Raw genomic sequence first — 19,237 nt, 5'->3', positions numbered from 1 at the left:
TGGTATTATTGCTCGTTTGGTTGGTTCTTCTTATCTAACAGCAGGTCGTTCACATCGCCATCGACATGGGCTATCTTCTCCAGCGAGGGATCCATCTCCAGTGCCTTTTTCAGTGCCTTATACGCATCAACGGGGTCATCGAGACGGTTCAGGCAGATGGCGCGTAGATAGTGGGTCAGCGCTTCGTCCTCGGGCAGAGTCTTGCTGAGTTCCGAAGCCTCCTTGTTGCGCTTCATGGCAAGCAGCATGATGAGCTCGTTGCGCTTGCCGGTCTGGGCCACGGTGTTGAAGTTGTCTTCATAGCGACCGTTGAGCACAGCGTTGACGGCGAGGAGCAGATGCGACTGTTCGTTGTCGGCCACGAAGTCAGCCACCGAGTCAGCCTGACTGTAGAGTCCGGCGTTGAGCAGAGCTATCATCTGGTTGGTATTGACCACCTGTGGTGCACTGCGTCCCACAAAGCGGCGCAGGATGTCGGGGTCAGAGGCCTGACGGTTGATGAGCAGGGCTTCGAGGTCGTTGGCGGCAGCCATAAACGAGGGATACATCTCGAGCGACTGGCGCAGTATCTTCTCGCGCTTGTTGCGGTCGGTCTCATTGCGGTAGAGCTTGAAGAACTCGAAACGCGACAGCTGCTTGTAGTCTTTCTCGTACAGCTCGGCTATCTCCTCGAGAGTGAGCTGACGGAAGATGGAGTAGTTCATCACGTAACCTACCTTACGCAACTGGGGCAGATACTTGCCTTCAAGCAGACGGCCGAAGAAGGGCAGCTTGCGGATGGCGCGACCTTGCTGGTCGATGTTACCATAGCGCTTGACGATCTGCTCTACCTGGGCAGCCTCGTCATAGAGACTGTCGGCGCGCATCAGCTTGACCACATCGCTCCAGGGGGCCACGGCAGCCTTGGACTTGAACTGCATATCGCGGCGCAGTTCCTCGGGAACCAGCTGGCGCAGATAGTTGACCGCAAAGTCCATACGACGCTGGGCGAGGGTGAGGTTATAGTTGTAGCGGCCGTCGGGCGACGATGTACCTTCCATAGAGAGGGCTTGCAGCGTGGCGTCCTTGGTGCCGGCTATCTGCTGTATCTGCTGGCGCATCTTCTCCACCTCTGCCGCGTTCTGCGAGTCATTGGTGTCAAAGACGCTCTTGCCGATGGGGAATCTCAGATTGACCTCGCCACGGCTGTCACGCAGCTGCATCTCGGGCTTGGGGATGTAGGCAGAGTCGTTCATCTCTCCGGCGGCAAACGAATAGTCAAGCCAGCGCAGGGGGTTCACCGTGACACGGGCTATGATGGTGGTGTCGCGGTAGAGTATGCGGTTATAGTTCTCGATAGCCATATAGACATCGCAGGAGAACTCGTCCTTGACATGCTCCACATAGATGGAGTCCGAATAGCCTATGATGTCATTGGTGCGGTTCTTCTCTCTCATCGCCTTGCTCTTCACGGTGACATGGCGTGCCAGAGGGTCGCCGGCTACACTGTCGTTCATATTGAAGCCATACATGCGGTCTTGGGTGGTGTTATATCCCTTGGCGTCATAGACCAGCGGACGCATCAGCTTCAGCTCACCGCGGGTAACGTCGTTGAGGATGGGCTGCACCACGAGTCGGGTGTCATGCGAGAACATCTCGCGAGGCACTCTCACGCGGGTTCTCACGTGGAAGTAGTTGCCCTTCACCTCGATTTCGGTGGGCTCGGGGGTTATCTTGTCCTTGATGATCTTGGCAGCCACGACTACCTCACCCAGGGAGATGTTCTCTTCTTCCATCTCGACTTCCATAAACTTCTGGTTCTTCACCTTGACCTTCACGCTCTTGGCTCCTACCATACTGAATTTGAGGGTTGCACCCACGTGTACGTTGAAGGCAAATCGGCCGTCTACATCGGTGGCGGCATAGGCGCGCTTCACGTTGGCATCGGTGATATTTACACCTATCAGGGGCTCTTTGTCCGACTTTGATACCACCTTGCCGGTGATACGTATGGTCTCTTGTGCCGAGGCCACCGTCACGAGGGCCAACGACAGAACGAGTGCAGACAACCAACGCTGCGCCAGCGTCCGCAAACTTGTATTACGAGTCATAATTGTTATGAAATGTCTGTTGTTGATAATGGGGATGTTATCCTTACTTCAGAATGTATACAAAGGAGACGCCTGCCTTGAGCGGCGCAGCCATCCAGCGGGTATTATTCGCTTTTTCAGGCTCGGCCTGACCCTTCTCCACATTATAATATTTCTCCTTGCGATGCAGGAAACCGGCACCGGCGGTGAGTTCGAGACTCCAACGCTTGCCCAACACAAAGCTGTAGCCGTAGGTGAGACCCACGCCTAATGCGTCGCCGTCATGATGACACTGCTTGTGGGTCAGGTCATAGTCGGCAGCCACTCCCATCAGACCGATGAAATGGCCAGCTTGCGGACGGGCACTCAGCCAATAGCGCATTTCGGGCGTGAAGGCATAGCCCTTGACCTTGTAGTCCTTGATGTTCATAAAACTGGTCATCGCCTCCATGTTGAGGGTGAGATGACGATTCATTCTGAACTCCATTCCTATATTCGGAGTCTCGGCAGCCCAGTACAGGGCATTGGTCTTGAGATTGATGCGTTGGGCACTGACGCTTAGTGTCAGGCAAACGGCCAAGACAAGCAACGTGATTACTCTCTTCATCCTAAACTAATAGTTTTCTCCTATAGATAATTGACGTTATGACAACCATAGGATGTCTTTCTGCGTCAATGGTTTAATTATCCGTGCAAAAATACTGCTTTTTCGTCTAATTTCATCTACAAAGAGGGCATTATGGTCATCCGTAAAACAATCTTCAACTAAAATCGCCCGCCTGCCGTCTGTTTCCGTGATTTTCCATGCCCGATTTGCGACCTTCTTCTTGGCCTCAGATGATGTGCCTGAACAGGTTATCAAAGACATCAAACTCCACATCGTCGCCCTCACCCAGCGGAGCCATCATCCAGCACAGCGGGGTGTCGTGATACATCGACGCGGTGAGCGAGAAGGTGCTCGGAGCGCCTATGAGATAGTGGCAACGCGACAGCAGACACAGGTCTTCGCCGGGATTGCCATCGGGGAACGACACGTCCATACCCTCGAGCTCGCGGCAGAACTTGTCGCGGTCGAGCGTGGGGTCGTTGCCGCAGATGAAGACGCGCACCCTACCCTTCTGCTGCTCGGCAAACCGCTTGATGTAGTTGATATACACGTCATCACCGAAGTAGTAGCGTCCGCCCTGCCAGGTGCGGTAGTCGCCACGGCGTATGTGTACACCCAGCATTACGTCGCCCTCACGGGTGTTGGCAAGCAGGTGGTCTACATGATATTCTATGGCGCTGTCAAAGGCAAAGAGCTGCTTGATTTCCCGCTTGTACTTGAGGAAGAGGTCGTAGTATCTCACCTCCCAACCCTCTACCATCAGCCAGTGGCGCGAGTCCATCAGGCGTTGGGCTTCGGGATTGTCGCCCACATGGTCAAAGGTGGCCACAGGCAGCAGACCGATTTTGGCAGCCAACTTAGCCAGCACATATACCACGAAGTTGTGGTAACGGGTGTGGCAGATGTGGAAGTAGGGATACTTGTAGGCAAACCGCATCGACACCGAACGACGCCGATGCTCTCGTGCCCAGGCATATACGTGGCCATACTGCAGGATATTGTTGCACATACGGCCCTTGTCTCTTACAAATAGCATTATCTTCTGTTTTATGGGGTTAGGGAGTGAGTCTATCACCTATCATGCGGTCCATATACGATTGGATGATGGCTTTACACTCGCGCTCCATCTTGTCTTGCACAGCCACATGACCCACCTCGTTGTTACGCATCAGGTAGTCTTCCAGGCGATACATGCCTATCACGCGCTGACCGTCAAACTGCATCACATAGCCATACTTGCAGTACTGGTACACGCCGTTGAGATAGTTGATGGCCCAAGTCTCGTTGGCGGGTGTATGGAAGAGGTCGCAGCCAAATCCCACATAGGGCTCGTCATAACCCAGATACCCCAGGATGGTAGGCATGATGTCTATCTGCTGGGCTATGGCGTCGCGCATACCGGGCTTGATGTCGCCCGAGGGGTCATAGATGATGATGGGCGAGCAGAAACCGCCGATATCCGAGGAGAACTCGGCGTGGTCGCTCAGATTGGTGTGGTCCGAGGTGATTACAAAGATGGTATTCTTGAACCAAGGCTGCTTGCGCGACGTGTCAAAGAAGCGGCGCAGCGCATTGTCGGTATAGCGTATGCACTTGTGTATCACGATGCCTTCCTCGGGATATTTCTCCTTATACTTGTCGGGTATCTGATAGGGGTGATGGCTCGACGCAGTGAAGAGGGCGGTGACAAAGGGCTCGCTGAACTCGCTCATCTTGGTCGAATAATACTGCATGAACGGCTCGTCCCAGATAGCCCAGTAGCCGTCAAAGTCGTTGTCGCCACCGTAGCGCTTGTCTTGGTTGAAATCCTCTCGGCCGAAGTAGCCCTTGAATCCGGTGGCATTGCTGAAACCGTTGAAGCCCATACTTCCGGTGCGGGCGCCATGGAAGAAGGCCGAATAGTAACCCTTCTTGCCCAAATAGCCGGCAAGACCGCTCAGATGGTTGAGCGACTGGGGCGTGAGGATGAAGGGCTTGATAAACATAGGTACGCTTGAGAGTATCGAGGGCATGCCGTCGATGCTCTTGCGACCGTTGCAGTAGGAGTAGCGGAAGGTGGCACTGTGCTGCACCAGCGAGTCTACAAAGGGGGTATAGCCCTTATAACCATCGCCGAGGGCGGTACGCGCCAGCGAACCGATATACTCTCGCCCGAAGCTCTCTATGATAATCACCACCACGTTCTTGCGCTTGACCATACCCTTGTGGTCGGGCAGATGCAGGGGCGAGTAGATGGCGTCGAGCTCTCGCTTGTCTCCGTAATAGCCGGGGTCGGTGAAGACAGCCTTGCCATAGGTGCGGATGATGGAGAACGGGGTGTTCAGCACCAGCGCCACCTCGGTGGGACGATAGGTGTACTCGTTGGCATTGCCCAGAGCCACCGGACGTATGTCGCGATGACGCCAGCCGCCGATGGGGGCAGTGATGAGCAGCGCCAGAGTCAGCGCCAGACTTACCCTGCCCACCGCCTTCATGCTCTTGCGCCAGGCGATATAGGCTATATAGGCGGTATAAATGGCCAGAATATAGTTGTACCAGTGGTTGAGCAGACCGCCTCTGATACCGCTCACGCAGAGCACGGCGGCAAAGACGAAGGTCACCGTCATCACCAGATAATACCTTATCTTATTGGTCTGCCTCCGGTCTATACGCGGAGTGCTGTACAGCCTCCACAGACCATAGATCATCAGTCCGCCCAGCACCACGAGATACCAGTGGTGCAGCAGTTCGACACCGAGTATAGAGCCGATGTTGTCTTCGCCCTTAAACTCAGCAAACACGCTGGTAGAGGTACGGCGCAGGGTGTAGCGGAAATACACCGAGTCGGCGAGGTTTACGATGATGGCCAGGCCGTTGACCACCACAAACACCCAACGGCATACGCGCTGGTAGACGGCGGTCTCCTTCCAGTGCAGTGGCAGCATGAGCAGCAGGATATACAGGGCGTTGGTGTACATGATACCGGGAGTATCAAAGACCACACCACCCCAGAGCAGGCGGGGCAGATGGCCTTCACTCACACTTTGGGCAAAGTAACTGTAATTCTCCAGAAGATATTCTACACGCGCTATGCTATAGGCGAGATACACCAGGAGGATGTTCAACGACAGGGCCATAAATGGCGCAAATACCGAGCGCTCCAAATGGAGTGATTTCAATCGTGACAACATATATTATAATAGGTATAAATGATACAATATGCAAAATTACACCAAAAGGATGTAATTAGCGTCATCATCCCCAACTTTTTTTTCTTCCCATACGGTCTATAGCTATCTACGCATATCGGTCGTCAGATTTCAGTTCATGTCGGGGTTGGTTTTGTTTGCAACTCATTTCGGTCTGACGACCGATGGGCAGTTTGTTCTGGCGTTCCGCAAAGCCCGGCACCTCTGTGGTTGAGGTGCCGGGGCAGGAGCTGGCTCGCCCTCTATAGGCTGAGCCTTACGCTATCTCTACAGACAAGATGCGACGCCGAGCGTAGTGGCAAGTGCGGTGAGCATCGAGAGGATTATCTGTATAATGGTCTTCCATTTTTCCTGTTTCATAGTGATTGTCCTTTCTTTAGTGATTAGTGGTTAAGTGATGATGTGTGTCTTGACGATGTCCCCACCGCCCTGCCCACTGTCTGGGCAGGGCTCGAGGGGATTACACCTTCTATTTACCGTCGTTTGCAGTGGTCTTGGCGACAGGCTTGTAGTAGGTAGCCTCCATGATGTTGGCCACGCGCATCAACTGTGCCTTGGTGAACTCGCCGGTGGGACGCGCACGCAACTTGAAGGTAGCGATGTTCGTGTGGGCGTCAAACTCCTTGGCAGTGGGAGCGGGCTTGCTCACGATGCCTATCGAGAAGATGGCGAGGTCGTCTATCTTGACCGCCTGCCCTCTGAGGATAAGCTCATGTACGCAGGTAATCATGTCGGTTATCACAGCCCACATAGTACCCTTGGAGTAGGCGGTTCCGTGCTTGGCCATGTGTGCCACAAGCTGGCGGGTGGTGATGATGTCGCTCTTGGCGATACGGGCATACCAGCATCCCTTGAACTGGGAATTGGAGCGGGTGTCCTTATACAATTTGTACTTCAACATAATGATTTGTTTTTGTTAGTTTGACATTGTGTGTTTGTTCTCTTGTTGTCATCGTCTCCGGAACGTTTGACAATGCAAAGGTAGTCACATTCATCGCCGTTACCAAAAAAGCAGACGCCGTAACCCGCAAAATTCTGTTAACAGCCACCGCCATTCGTGCCAACAAAAGTTAAGGCGGTCATCACTGTGACCACCGAGACCTCGCGCGCGTATATATATAATAAGGTGTAGGATGACTCGAAGCCTCTCTGGAGCCCCTCCGAAGCCCCTCTCCAACTCTCCCCAAGGGGAGAGAGCGCCACACAACCGCCTCAAACACAGTAGAAAGGGACTCCCTCCCCTTGGGGAGGGCATGGGGAGGGGCTTCAAGCTGCAGCAACTCTGACGGAGTTGCGTTTCCCCAGCCCAGGGTTGCGGGCGAAGCACGCTACCCTGGGTAAGCACCCCCACTAACCTTGCTACTCTGTAAGAGTTGCGATTAGCCGTAGGCGTTACCCGAAGCAGGATAATGGGTAGGAATGGGGAGGTGATTATTATCAGATTGAGTATAACGCCTTCGGCTAACCGCAACACTTACAGCGTTGCTACCCTTATTATACATATACCCAGGGTAGAGGCGCTGCACGCCTCAACCCTGGGCTATGAAATCGCAACTCCTTCAGAGTTGCCGGGGGTGCGTACCATCCCTCTATGTACTAACTACATATCTCCATTAGCTACGTGCCATATACCGTATACCAATTACATTTTCCCATTGGCCACGTGCCATACACCGTATACTACTCACATAATGCCTTGGCCACGTGCCATATACACCACATAACCTCAAACGAGTGCGGGGATTACCATTTGCTGTCGCCTCATTAACTGATGAAGGCGTTTAATCTACATCGGCATCCGCCAAACCTAATCTTGCAGGACATAGTCGCGGTTGTACTCGATATTGTATTTCTCTAATAGCAGGCGGTATTCATCCTCAAAATTGACCTTCGCATGATGGGCGGCTTGGTTGCTGATATATTTTGTGGCATTGTCAACACCCGATTGGCCTATGGAGAAAACGGCGTAGCCATTCTGCCAAGCGAAATGATTGTAGCTGGAGTGTAGCTTTTTCAGATACATACTACTGCTACGCTTTATCTCCTTAACCATTTGGGATATGGTTACCTCGCGCGACAGCACAAAAAGGGCATGTACGTGGTCACCGGTACCACCCACGATGATGGTGGAACATCCAAGTTTGTTGATGGCTGTGCCAATATAGGCATGCAGATGTTGGGTATCCTCCTCGGATATTCTCGGGCTCGTCGATTTGACATGGAAGACGAGATGGATATATATTTTACTCAGTGATTGTGACATAGATAAAGATGATGATGTGCAAATATAGCCTTTATTTCAATTTGCGCGAAATGATGCGCCGTTTTTTTATAGTAAATCATGATAATTATGATAGCCGTACCGATTTCACCACCAATCCATGTATTTATTGTGAATAGGTATAGTGAAAAAGGGGCATGCCCCAGCAAGCAGAAGCAGCATGGGGAATTATTGTAGGCAGGAAACCGCAAGCAGAAACAACGTGGGGAATTATTGTAGGCAATCCTCAAGCAGCAGCAACTCTGACAGAGTTGCGATTTCACAGCCCAGGGTTGCGGGCGAAGACCGCTACCCTGGGTAAGCGCCCCCACTAACCTTGCTACTCTGTAAGAGTTGCGATTAGCCGTAGGCGTTATTCTCAATCTTATGGTTTTCCAACTACCAGCAGCAGCAACTCTGACAGAGTTGCCAAGGGTGCGCACCATCCACTATGGACTAACCAAAATCCATCATCGGACGCATATCATACCCCACAATCCCCTACCAAGAGCCGCGGAGGGCTTCCTCAAGCAGCAGCAACTCTGACAGAGTTGCGATTTCACAGCCCAGGGTTGCGGGCCAAGCACGCTACCCTGGGTAAGCTCCCCCACTAACCTTGCTACTCTGTAAGAGTTGCGATTAGCCGCAGGCGTTATTCTCAATCTTATGGTTTTCCAACTGCCAAGCAGCAGCAACTCTGACAGAGTTGCCAAGGGTGCGCAACATCCACTATGGACTAACCAAAATCCATCATCGGATGCATACCATCTGCCACAATCCCCCTACCAAGAGCCGCGGAGGCCTCAAGCAGCAGCAACTCTGACAGAGTTGCGATTTCACAGCCCAGGGTTGCGGGCGAAGACCGCTACCCTGGGTAAGCTCCCCCCACTAACTTTGCTACTCTGTAAGAGTTGCGATTAGCCGCAGGCGTTAGTACACAACTGGATTGTATTGCGGGCAAAGTCCTGCCGGAGTAACGCCTGCGGCTAAGCGCAACACTTACAGCGTTGCTACCTTTTTTTATTTGTACCCAGGGTAGAGGCGCTGCGCACCTCAACCCTGGGCTGAGGAAACGCAACTCTGACAGAGTTGCCAAGGGTGCGCACCATCCACTATGGACTAACCAAAACCATCATCGGACGCATATCATACCCCACAATCCCCTACCAAGAGCCGCGGAGGGCTTCCTCAAGCAGCAGCAACTCTGACAGAGTTGCGATTTCACAGCCCAGGGTTGCGGGCCAAGCACGCTACCCTGGGTAAGCGCCCCCACTAACTTTGCTACTCTGTAAGAGTTGCGATTAGCCGCAGGCGTTAGTACACAACTGGAATTGCAGATTACCAGCGGGAGCTGACATTTGAAGGCTGGGATGGCGATTCTCTTTCCCCATGGGCATAAACAGCGAATGGGTCAGACTTCACAGCCTGACCCACTCAAAACTAAATAAATCTAACTTAATAGAAAATTTGGTTACCCAAATGCAATCTTATATTGTTTAATATTCTACTTAAAGCGCTATGCAGAAGTAACCTGTATTGAGGTAATCATCCTTGACGCAAGAGCAGATACCCCAGACACGAGAACCGTCGTTCTTGATGATTTCAACATCAACATCGAAGCTCTTCTTATAGTTCATATTGTAAACAAAGGTACCAGTACCCTTCTTGCCTACAGTGGCATCACCAGTCCAAGTACAAGTCATATAGTACCAGTTATAGTAATCCCACTTAGCCTGCATCTTGCCATCACCGAGATCTTTCACGGTATAGTCACCCCACTGGTAACCATCCTGTCCATTCCAGTTGACTACATTCTTGGTAATAGCCAGAATAGCAGCCTTTTCATCTTCAGTGAAAGGAATTGTAGTAGTTTCAACCTTCACTTTGATAGTCTTCTGCAGACCCATAAGGTCGGTAACTACGCAAGTTGTCTCACCAGCATTGATACCCTGGAATGTGATAGAAGTCTCTGTCTTGGCAATTACTCGAGCGATTGTCTCGTCAGCAACATCAATCTTGTAAGAGCCGTTACCCTCAAGTACGTTAAGAGTAGCCTTGCCATCAGTATGACCGAGCTTCATGCCGATGAAGAGCTCTTCCTTGTCGAAGTTGAGATTCATGTACATAGATTTCACGATAACACGCTTGTAATTGCCCTCGGCGTCGGAGATTATGACACCGGTAAGACCCATCTTCTGAGAGTTGAGGGTTACAGTTGTTCCTTCGAGAGTTGCTGTAACCACGTCCTCGTTCTCACAGATTACCTTGTAGTCGCCACCACCTTCAAGGATGTTGAAAGAGGCAGTCTCACCAATACCGACCTTCACAGTATCCATGTCACACTTGAGTTCGGTCTTGGTGGCAGGCTTCTGTTGCTCAGTATTGCCGTTATTGTCATCATCGTCGCAAGACGCCATACCGAAGGTAAGGGCCATTGCCATCATGATGGTATAAATATATTTTGCTTTCATTGTTGTAATAATAAGTTTGTTTTATACATTACCAGTCTTTAGCATAGCTGCCAGTCTGAACGGTCTCCTCACCATAGAAAGGAATGGTGATGTTGTTGAAACGATATACATAACCATTATTGGGGTTGAGCGCGAAAATCATGGTACCACCGTAACCATCTGTTACAATCTTACGGGCACGGCTCTCAGAGATGATGCTACCACGAGCAAACTCAGAAGAAGCCTGAATCATACCGCTCTTGGGCAGACCGGGGTAATCACTTTCGAGGTCATAATAGCGGCCGTAATCTTGGATAGCCTGAGTTACAAACTCACCAGGCTGCATACCATCAACAGGGCCACAAGAAGAAGTTCCGCTATAAACGTAAGCCTGAATCAGAGCATTAGGCATAGCCTTGCGAACCTCGTAGCAGAGACGAGAGAAGTTGTTGTAAGTAGTGAAGCCAGGATAGTCGCCACGGTTACAGTACTCATCATCGAAGAAAACACCATCGAGTTCATAAGCCTCGAGTTTAGCCTTCAGCTCACGGGCAAACTTGCGGGCGGCCTCGTCACCAAGGCGTGTACAGCAAGCACGGTCGTGGTTACACAGGATACCCAGGATAACCTTTATACCCTTCTGCTGCAGAGGTACGAGATACTTCTGACGGTTGTCGAGCAGATGCTGCACGTTCTCGTTGTTGTAGTTGTACACCTCACCGGTCTCAGCGTTGTAGTTGATGTTACCAGAGAAGAGGATAACCTGGTCGATAACCAGCTTACCAGACTCCTTCAGAGTATAGCAGAGGTTGTGCAGGGGGTTAGCGTCGTTAACCTCCATACAGCTTACGACAATCTGGTTCTTGTTCGCCTTATGACAGTTGGGCATACGGGTGATGTCCTTTACGAGGAAGATAAACTCGCCCTTCTCTACAGAAGCCTCGGCGAGTGAGTTGCCCTTAACAGCCAATGGGATGGCGTAAGTACCGAGGTCCTCAAGAGCGGCGTCGGTCTTGTAGCCTACCTTAACGGCAGAAGACTTGGCCTGGCCGGCAGCTACCACAGCAGTACCCTCGATAGTTACGAGAGCCTCGGGCATTGCCTTGTAGTCGGTACCATTAGCCATGTTATACTTGTTGAGCGCAGCAGCGTCGTAAACTACAGTGAACTCAGCATCCTTGGTCTGAACCTGAGTCAGGTTGACAAAGAACTCAGTAGTACCCTGCTCGTTGAACAGCAGCGAGTCAGCATTGGTCATACCAAACTGGTCAGAGAGGAACACGAGGCTCTTCTGAGAAGGAGCGAAGGGCTCCTCACCAATCTGCTGTACATTGATAGCATCCTCACATGAAGCCATAGCTCCAGCGGCGAGGATAGCCAATGCAAATGTCTTTATTTTATTGATATTCATAATTTTCTTTATTGTTCTTGTTGATTGAATGTGGATTATTTCTCGGGCAGAGATACATTTCTCCAAGAGAGAGCGCCAGCGGCTACGGCGTCGTTGCCATGACCGGTAGCGTCTACTACTCTGTAAGCGCTTGTGTTGTCATCCATCTTCCAGTAACCTACGAGGCCGGGAGTCTGGGGGTCAACATTGTAGATGTGAGAAGCAATCTCTTCCTGAGTACGAACTACGTTCCATACGCGAACCTCAGACATATCACCCTCAAACCAGCGGTTGTCATCGTAAGACTTACCGATAAGGAAGTCACGGTCAGAACCGTTGCCCTGGATGTCGATAGCGGTCATGCTCATAGTGCCTTCACTCTGCAGTCTGCCGTTGATGTAAATCTTGTACTCGCGAGTAGCACAGTCTACAGTGAGGGCTACGTGCTGCCACATATTGGTCTGCAGACCCTTGTTAGAGTCGGCATCGGGGAAGTTGCCACGAGCGGTAGCAATCTGAATCTGGTTGTCGGGGAAACCGGCATCACCGATACGCATCAGGAAGCGACCCTCAATACCCATTACGGTAGAGATGAGTTTGCCGAACTCGCGGGGATAGAGCAGAGCCTCCATAGTAATCTGGCTCATATTGGCTACCTGGCTCTTGTCGGCCCACTGCACGGTGAGGTAGTTGCGGCTCATGTTGGTAACCACGTTGATGAGGGCACCTGCACGGAATACGAAGTAGTACTTGGAAGCAGAGCTTACAAGGTCGATGTCAGCAGTCTGAACCTCTACGGGGAGTACATAGATGAGCTCACGGTCAAGATTACCCAGGTTGGTGAACTCAAATGTAGCATCGGTACTCTTTACACTACCTGCGTCTACAGTCACCTTGTTGTTGACTACATTGTAGCACTCTTCGGGCAGGATTACTGCATTGGCACCATAGCACTTGTTATAAGTGCTTACCAAAGAGGGAGCTACATTGAAGGTAGCGTTAATGGTCTTCTCGGCGGGACGGGGCATGGTGATGCTGAGTGTCTTAACCACATCACCGGCATCGCCCTTGATGATAGTCTCCGCTCTCATTTCCTGAGAATTGATTGATGCCTTGTTGCCGAAGTTCTCTTCGTCGTTGTCCTGACAAGAAGCCAGAGCAAACACAGCCAGCATCATCGGAATATATTTGAAAATCTTCTTCATTGCTGTTTAGTTTTTAGCATTAGGATTAATGATAGAAATGGCTGAACGCACATTGGGATAAGTGAACGATGAGTGATAGTAATCATTGCTCATACCCTGGATGGCGATACCGGCAGGAACGAAGCCCTGATACTCGGCGGCAGCCCACTTGGCGGCACCCTTGATGGCAACTTCCTTGCCCCAGTAACCGGTCTTGGTGTCTGTGGGGTCGAGTGAAGGTGCGTTGACGAGGGCTACAAAGCGGTCAGTAGGCACACCCTCTTCGAGGGCTTTCAGAGCCAGGTAAGTAAGGGCAGAGGCTGAAATCTCGCTCTGTGCTGGCAGAATGAGATACTTGGCCTTGTCAAATACCTCCTTGGTGAGGATGTTCTGAGGCTTACCCATCAGGAGGAGCTCCTTGTTGGCGTGACGCTCAGCCCAGTCGTTGGCGATACCGATGAATACGTTCTGCTGAGCGATGAACTCTGCCTTCTCGGCTTCAGTCATGAAGGTGGTAATCTTACCGTTGAAGGCCATGATTACACCGTCATAGTTGTACTTCTCTACGAGAGCGAGCTTGGCGCTTACAGTATCAACGAGGTAACTGTTGAAAGCGGGGAATACCTTTGTGGGGTCTTCGTTTGCAGCGTCAAAGTCCTTCTTCTCTTCGTCATACTGTACCTTGATGTTCTCGTAGTTGATTTCGAATACCACCTTGGTACCCTTCTTCTCGCGTATTTCGTTCATCTCGGCGAGCTCGAAAGCAGCCAGGTTGTCGGGGTTGGTCAGCACGATGTAGTCCAAGCTGTCTGGTACAGAGTGGATGTGCTTGCCCTGAGAGTTGGGAGCCTTGTCGCTATTGTCAAACCATCCCATAGCCACCTTATGAGAACCCTTCTTGTAGTTTCTCAGGTGGGACAGATAGTCCTGATAAAGGCCGGGGTTCTGGTTGTCTACACCCGGATTGTTGATGTCAATAGACTCTACATCGGTGTCGCAGCTTGCCACGAAGGCTGTTGCGGCGATGCATGCCATTGATAATCTGATATATTTTAAGATACTTTTCATAATTGTCTATATTATCTTTGAATGTTTTACTTTGCCCACCACAGGTCAGTAGCCATATTGTCGGCACCACCGAGGAGACCTACAGCGTTAACATAGTTTTCGGCGTTGTTGAGACGCTCCTCCTGAGGATAAGCCAGACGACGGGCACCACGGGCTGAGTTTACTACGCCAGCACTGTTGTTGACAACAACGGGCATCAGCATAGGATAGCCGGTACGACGATACTCTGCCCAAGCCTCCTGACCGAGGGGGAAGTTGGCAAGCCACTTCTGGGTGATGATGCGCTCGAGGCTCTTCTCGAAGTCACCGTCTTCCCACTTGATGGTAATCTGTGAGGTAGCACCAGAGTAGGTGTTGAGCCCAGCGGGGTCCTTGTAAGAAGCGGGCATGCTGGTGTTGTCAGCCAGATAAGCGTCGGCACCATTGGCACCCCACTGTGCAAATGACAGCTTTACACCCTGCTCGTAGAATTCCTTGGCAGTACCGCCCATGTTCCAGTTGCGCAGAGCACCCTCAGCCTTGAGGAAAGCTACTTCGGCAGCGTTCATCCACATGAGCTTGCTGTCGGTGGCTACGATATAGTTACTGTATGCGTGAGCGATAGAACCGCCAGGGATGGCGATACCGCTACGGATACCAAAGTAGCCGTTGTCAACGAGACCGCCGAAAGTGGTCTTGGTGAACATCTTCTCACGACGGGGATCGTTGTAACCATTCATATAGGTTGTGATATCAGCGCTTACGCGAGAGTCACCACCATTGTATTCGTACATGATAATCTCGAAGGGGTTGGTAGAAACGAGAGTCAACTCGGCGTTGTCGTCGTTAGAGGTCATGGTACCTACCTCGTGGTTTACAGCCTCCTCAGCCATCTGCTGAGCCTTGGCGGGAGCCACCTTAGAGATACGCATAGCCATACGCAGCTTGAGAGAGTTGGCATACTTGATCCACTTGGTCACATTACCACCATACACACGGTCAGCCTTGTCGCTGAAGTCGGCAGTACGGTTCTGGGTCAGCACGTCGATAGCCGCGTTGAGCTGCTCAAACATCAGGTTGTACACCTGCTCCTGAGAGTCATAGGCAGCGGTAATCTGACCGTCCTTACCTACCTGAGAGTAAGGGATAGGACCGTAGCAGTCGGTAACGCGCTGGATACCTGACACCTTGATGATAGAAGCTACGGCGTTGGGGATAGGATCGTCGGTAGCACGGGCTACTTCGCCACAGTAGATGAAGAGCTTGGGGATGACATCCTTGAACATTACACGGCTCCATCCGTTCTCAGGGCTGAACTGACCGAAGTTCTTGCCAGCGAAACCTGCGTTGGAGTCAGCAATGTAACCACCGTAAGAACCACCCATCAGACACTCGGTGAACTGGTTGGTGTTGACATCGGTAGGAATTACCCAGCCTTCGAGGTTCAGCATGGCTGAACGCATAGCATAGGCGTCGCGCTGGGTTTCGTCTTTGGTGACGCCGTTGGGGTTGCGGTTGAAGCTCTCGTAGTCGTTAGTACAGCTGGAGAAGCTCAGGCAGAGACCTGCAGCAACCGCGCTCATTATGATATTTTTAATCTGTCTCATAGTTACTCTTAGAATTTGAGTTTGATGTTGAAACCAAGGTTGCGTGTGCTTGGTGTCATGAATTTGTCAATACCCTGATAGTAGTTACCGGTGGTAGCTGTGGTCTCAGGATCGAAAGGTGCCTTGCAGTAAAGCATCAGCAGGTTGCGACCAACGAGAGAGAGGCTCAGGTCACCGATACCGAAGAATACGTTCTTCTTGAAGGTATAACCAAGGCTTGCCTCCTGCAGACGAATGTTGGTAGCGCTGTAGGTATAGTACTGGGGAATACCGTCGGCAGCACCGATAGTGGTGTACCATGTCTCAGGATTCACGCGGTCTTCACCGTTTACGAGTACATAACCCAGGTCGCGGGCGTCGGCAGTGTTCTTAGACACACCGTAAGCGTCGAGGGCAGCCTGTGTAGCTGAGTAAACGATACCGCCAAAGCGTGCAGCAAACATGAAACCGAAGTTGATGCCCTTGTAGCTGAAGTCGTTGCGCCAAGCCATGTTACACTTGGGGAATACGGAACCCAGCTTGATGTCACCTACGTTGGTGTCCTTGTACACCTTACCGTTCTCGTCAACATATACACGGCCTTCGCTGTCGCGTACTACGTCGGTGAGAGAGTAGAGGTCACCCAGCGTACCACCTTCCTTGAGCAGGAAGTGAGCAGAACCCATACCGTTGAGGTCCAGACGGTCCTTGTTGATGATGGCGCCGGTCTCAGGGTGAACGTAGTTCTTTACGAGCTCGTTGATCTTGTTCTTGTTGGCAGAGAATGTGTAGTTAGAAGACCACTTGAAGTTGCCCCAGCTGTTGTCATAGCCCAGAGCCAACTCGATACCGTTATTGCTTACGCTACCGGTCTGGATGTACATGGTGCTATAACCAGAAGATACTGATATGTCGGGGTTGAAGGTCTGGTTGTAAGTCTTGGTCCAGTAGAGTGTCAGGTCAAGGCTGAAGTGCTTGAACAGACGGGTCTGCAAACCGAACTCCCAAGAGTCTGTGGTCTCAGGCTTCAGGTTGTACATAGGATAAATGGTCTGGCTCTTCCACTGACGGTTGGCCTCATCCCACTCATATACAGGGTTGGCGTACCAACGTGGGAAAGGAATACCTACAGAAGCGAATGAACCGCGAACCTTCAAGAAGTCAATCTGCTTGGGCAACTGGAATGTCTGTGATACAATCCATGATGCACCGATAGAGGGATAGAAGAATGAAGACTTGTTAGACTTGGGACCAGCGAGCATAGAGGGCCAGTCGTTACGGCCGGTAAGAGTCAGGTAGTACTGACTGTTCCATCCGATTTCAGCGCTCATGAAGACAGACTTGGTCTGGTCGTGGTAGCCACCGGGCTGACGCTTCTCGCGGTTGGGGTCAATCTGGTACTCGTTGAATACGTTAGGAATGAGGTTGTCATTGATAGGACCATCGATACCAGTAACACCCTGCTTAACATCAGAGATGATTGCACCGAGGTTGGCATTGACAGAGAGTCGGTCCTGGAAGAAACGCTTGTCAAAAGTCATCATTACATCGCCGTAAGTCTGCTTGTCATCGGTCTTCACGAGAGCGTACTGACCATTCTCACCAGCGAGAGTCTTGTTGGTAGAAGCATAGTACTTCTTCTCGAAGGTATTGGTGGCGTTGTCTACGCGGATACGTGCAGCAAGGCTCAGATAGTCGGTGAGCTTATAGCTGGCGCCGAGGTTGAGCATATAGCGATACTTGCGGTTGGTACGTACGTTGCGGTAGTTGATCCAGTAGGGGTTCTGACCTACGAACTCACTTGCGAGGTCGTTCCAGTTCTGAACGTAGAGGTTACGCTGTGTATCCCAACGCTCAAACATCTTGAGGTCATCGATAGAGTTGCCGCGGGGGTAGAGGTATGCGGTTACCAGTGGGTTACCATATACACCCTGGTTGGTCATGTTGCGGTCATCCTGGATAATGTAGCTTGCACCGGCGTCAACAGTCAGCTTGTCGTTGAGCATCTTGGCTGTGTTGCGGATGGTGAAGTTGTAACGGTTGTACTCGTTGTTGGGGATTACACCACCTGAGTTGAGGGCACTGGCAGAAACATAGGTCTGGTTCTTCTCAGTACCGGTAGAGAGGGTGAAAGCCTCGGTAGTAACGACACCTGTCTTGAAGTAGTTGTCTACAGGGTCATAGCCACGATAGTTGGTCTCGTTGAGCTTGGCACCCCAGCTGTAAGACTCACCACCAGCGTCGCGCAGTGTGCTGCCTGTACCGTAAGCGTTCTGGAAGTCGGGAGTACGGAAAACTGAAGAGAACTCAGTGGTCTGGCTTACAGTGACCTCGGTCTTGCCTTCCTTACCCTTCTTGGTGGTGATAACGATGGCACCGTTAGAAGCGCGGTTACCGTAAAGAGCGGCAGCGGCAGCACCGGTAAGCACTGACATAGACTCGATATCCTCGGGGTTGATGTCGGCGATAGCCTCGGTAGTACCGTTAGAACCGAAACCAGAGTCACCGTCGGAGCCGAGGTTGAACATTGGAATACCGTCAATCACATAGAGCACGTTGCTTGACTGCTCGATTGAACGTGTACCACGCATCACAACCTTAGAGGCACTACCTGCACCGGCAGAGCTGGCGTTGATGTTCACACCGGCAACCTTACCGTTGAGGGAGTTGATGAAGTTGGCATCCTTGTTGGTGAGGAGATCTTCACCGCTCACCTGCTGTACGTTGTAGCTCAGAGCCTTCTCAGCACGCTTGATACCGAGGGCGGTAACCACAACTTCGTTGAGCTCCTTGGTACCTGAAGACATAGACACGCTGTACTTGTCCTTGCCAGTTACCTTGAGAGTCTGGTCGGCATAGCCGATGTAGGTAATCTCGAGCTCTGCGCCTTCGGTGGTGTTGAGAACGAAGTTACCGTCTACATCAGAGATTACAGCATTCTGAGTGCCCTTCTCCTTGATGGTGGCACCGATGATGGGCTCACCGTTCTCGTCGGTGATAGTACCGGTTACCTTTTTCTTGGGATTGTTGGCCTTGGCGGTAGCCACGGTCTTACCCTGCTTCTTTGAAACGACGATGTTCTTACCCTTAATCTCGTAAGAAACACTCTGACCACGGAGGATCTGCTCCACAGCCTGCTTGACATCCTTCGCGTTAACACTGACTACCTTGGCGGTATTCACGTCAGCTGACTCAAACACGAACGAATATCCACTCTTTTGTCTCAATTCTGTCATTGCCTTCTCTACAGTGACTCCCTTGAGCTGCATCTGCAAGCTCTGTGCGAGGGCACTGAGGTTCATGCACAACAGAAACGCGCCTACCAAGAGGCCTTTTTTTCTGATATTCATTACTGTACTAAATTAGATAATTATATTTATTAACTCTTATTCGTAGGTTATTGTTTACGTTGGTGGGGCTTGTTCCCTGGCCGCCATCAGGGTGAGCCCAGGCACA

13 protein-coding genes are annotated in these 19,237 nt (G+C 51.4%); all 13 read right to left on the bottom strand.

The window, feature by feature from the left end:
* Positions 1–5: 5 nt before the first annotated feature.
* The 13 genes from CIK95_RS00665 to CIK95_RS00610 all read right to left on the bottom strand — a co-directional run bounded on the left by CIK95_RS00665 (position 6) and on the right by CIK95_RS00610 (position 19,131).
* On the bottom strand, positions 6–2,090 hold the full coding sequence (locus CIK95_RS00665; protein WP_094465987.1) for a tetratricopeptide repeat protein: 2,085 nt from the start codon (positions 2,088–2,090) through the stop codon (positions 6–8).
* Between the two features lie 43 nt (positions 2,091–2,133).
* On the bottom strand, positions 2,134–2,676 hold the full coding sequence (locus CIK95_RS00660; RefSeq protein ID WP_022310368.1) for a DUF3575 domain-containing protein: 543 nt from the start codon (positions 2,674–2,676) through the stop codon (positions 2,134–2,136).
* Positions 2,677–2,902: 226 nt separating this feature from the next.
* The gene (locus CIK95_RS00655) at positions 2,903–3,712 is read right to left on the bottom strand and encodes an alpha-1,2-fucosyltransferase (protein ID WP_022310369.1); all 810 of its coding nucleotides are present in this window, start codon (positions 3,710–3,712) and stop codon (positions 2,903–2,905) included.
* 19 nt (positions 3,713–3,731) lie between these two features.
* Positions 3,732–5,834: an LTA synthase family protein gene (locus CIK95_RS00650; protein ID WP_254046377.1), complete on the bottom strand. Its 2,103-nt coding sequence runs from the start codon at positions 5,832–5,834 to the stop codon at positions 3,732–3,734.
* A gap of 297 nt (positions 5,835–6,131) precedes the next feature.
* Positions 6,132–6,224, bottom strand: coding sequence for a smalltalk protein (locus tag CIK95_RS13025; RefSeq protein ID WP_022310371.1), 93 nt, complete (start codon positions 6,222–6,224; stop codon positions 6,132–6,134).
* A 109-nt stretch (positions 6,225–6,333) separates the two neighbouring features.
* Positions 6,334–6,765 (bottom strand): hypothetical protein, encoded by a 432-nt coding sequence (locus tag CIK95_RS00645; protein WP_022310372.1) that lies wholly within the window; start codon positions 6,763–6,765, stop codon positions 6,334–6,336.
* Positions 6,766–7,671: 906 nt separating this feature from the next.
* Positions 7,672–8,127 carry an IS200/IS605 family transposase gene (tnpA, locus tag CIK95_RS00640; protein ID WP_022309611.1) on the bottom strand — a complete coding sequence of 152 codons (456 nt, stop codon included), beginning with the start codon at positions 8,125–8,127 and terminating at the stop codon, positions 7,672–7,674.
* 1,505 nt (positions 8,128–9,632) lie between these two features.
* On the bottom strand, positions 9,633–10,595 hold the full coding sequence (locus CIK95_RS00635) for a hypothetical protein (RefSeq protein WP_094465986.1): 963 nt from the start codon (positions 10,593–10,595) through the stop codon (positions 9,633–9,635).
* A 28-nt stretch (positions 10,596–10,623) separates the two neighbouring features.
* Positions 10,624–11,985, bottom strand: a complete 1,362-nt coding sequence (locus tag CIK95_RS00630) for a BT_3987 domain-containing protein (protein WP_094465985.1) — start codon at positions 11,983–11,985, stop codon at positions 10,624–10,626.
* A 35-nt stretch (positions 11,986–12,020) separates the two neighbouring features.
* Complete coding sequence (locus CIK95_RS00625; RefSeq protein ID WP_094465984.1) at positions 12,021–13,169, bottom strand: DUF1735 and LamG domain-containing protein; 1,149 nt, start codon at positions 13,167–13,169, stop codon at positions 12,021–12,023.
* Between the two features lie 6 nt (positions 13,170–13,175).
* Positions 13,176–14,216, bottom strand: coding sequence for a glycoside hydrolase family 18 (locus CIK95_RS00620; RefSeq protein WP_094465983.1), 1,041 nt, complete (start codon positions 14,214–14,216; stop codon positions 13,176–13,178).
* Positions 14,217–14,242: 26 nt separating this feature from the next.
* The gene (locus CIK95_RS00615) at positions 14,243–15,802 is read right to left on the bottom strand and encodes a RagB/SusD family nutrient uptake outer membrane protein (RefSeq protein ID WP_094387258.1); all 1,560 of its coding nucleotides are present in this window, start codon (positions 15,800–15,802) and stop codon (positions 14,243–14,245) included.
* Positions 15,803–15,810: 8 nt separating this feature from the next.
* Positions 15,811–19,131 (bottom strand): SusC/RagA family TonB-linked outer membrane protein, encoded by a 3,321-nt coding sequence (locus tag CIK95_RS00610; protein WP_022309604.1) that lies wholly within the window; start codon positions 19,129–19,131, stop codon positions 15,811–15,813.
* Positions 19,132–19,237 lie beyond the last annotated feature (106 nt).

The organism is Prevotella sp. P5-108, from assembly GCF_002251385.1.
Classification (GTDB): domain Bacteria; phylum Bacteroidota; class Bacteroidia; order Bacteroidales; family Bacteroidaceae; genus Prevotella.
This window is presented reverse-complemented; position numbering and strand designations above follow the sequence as displayed.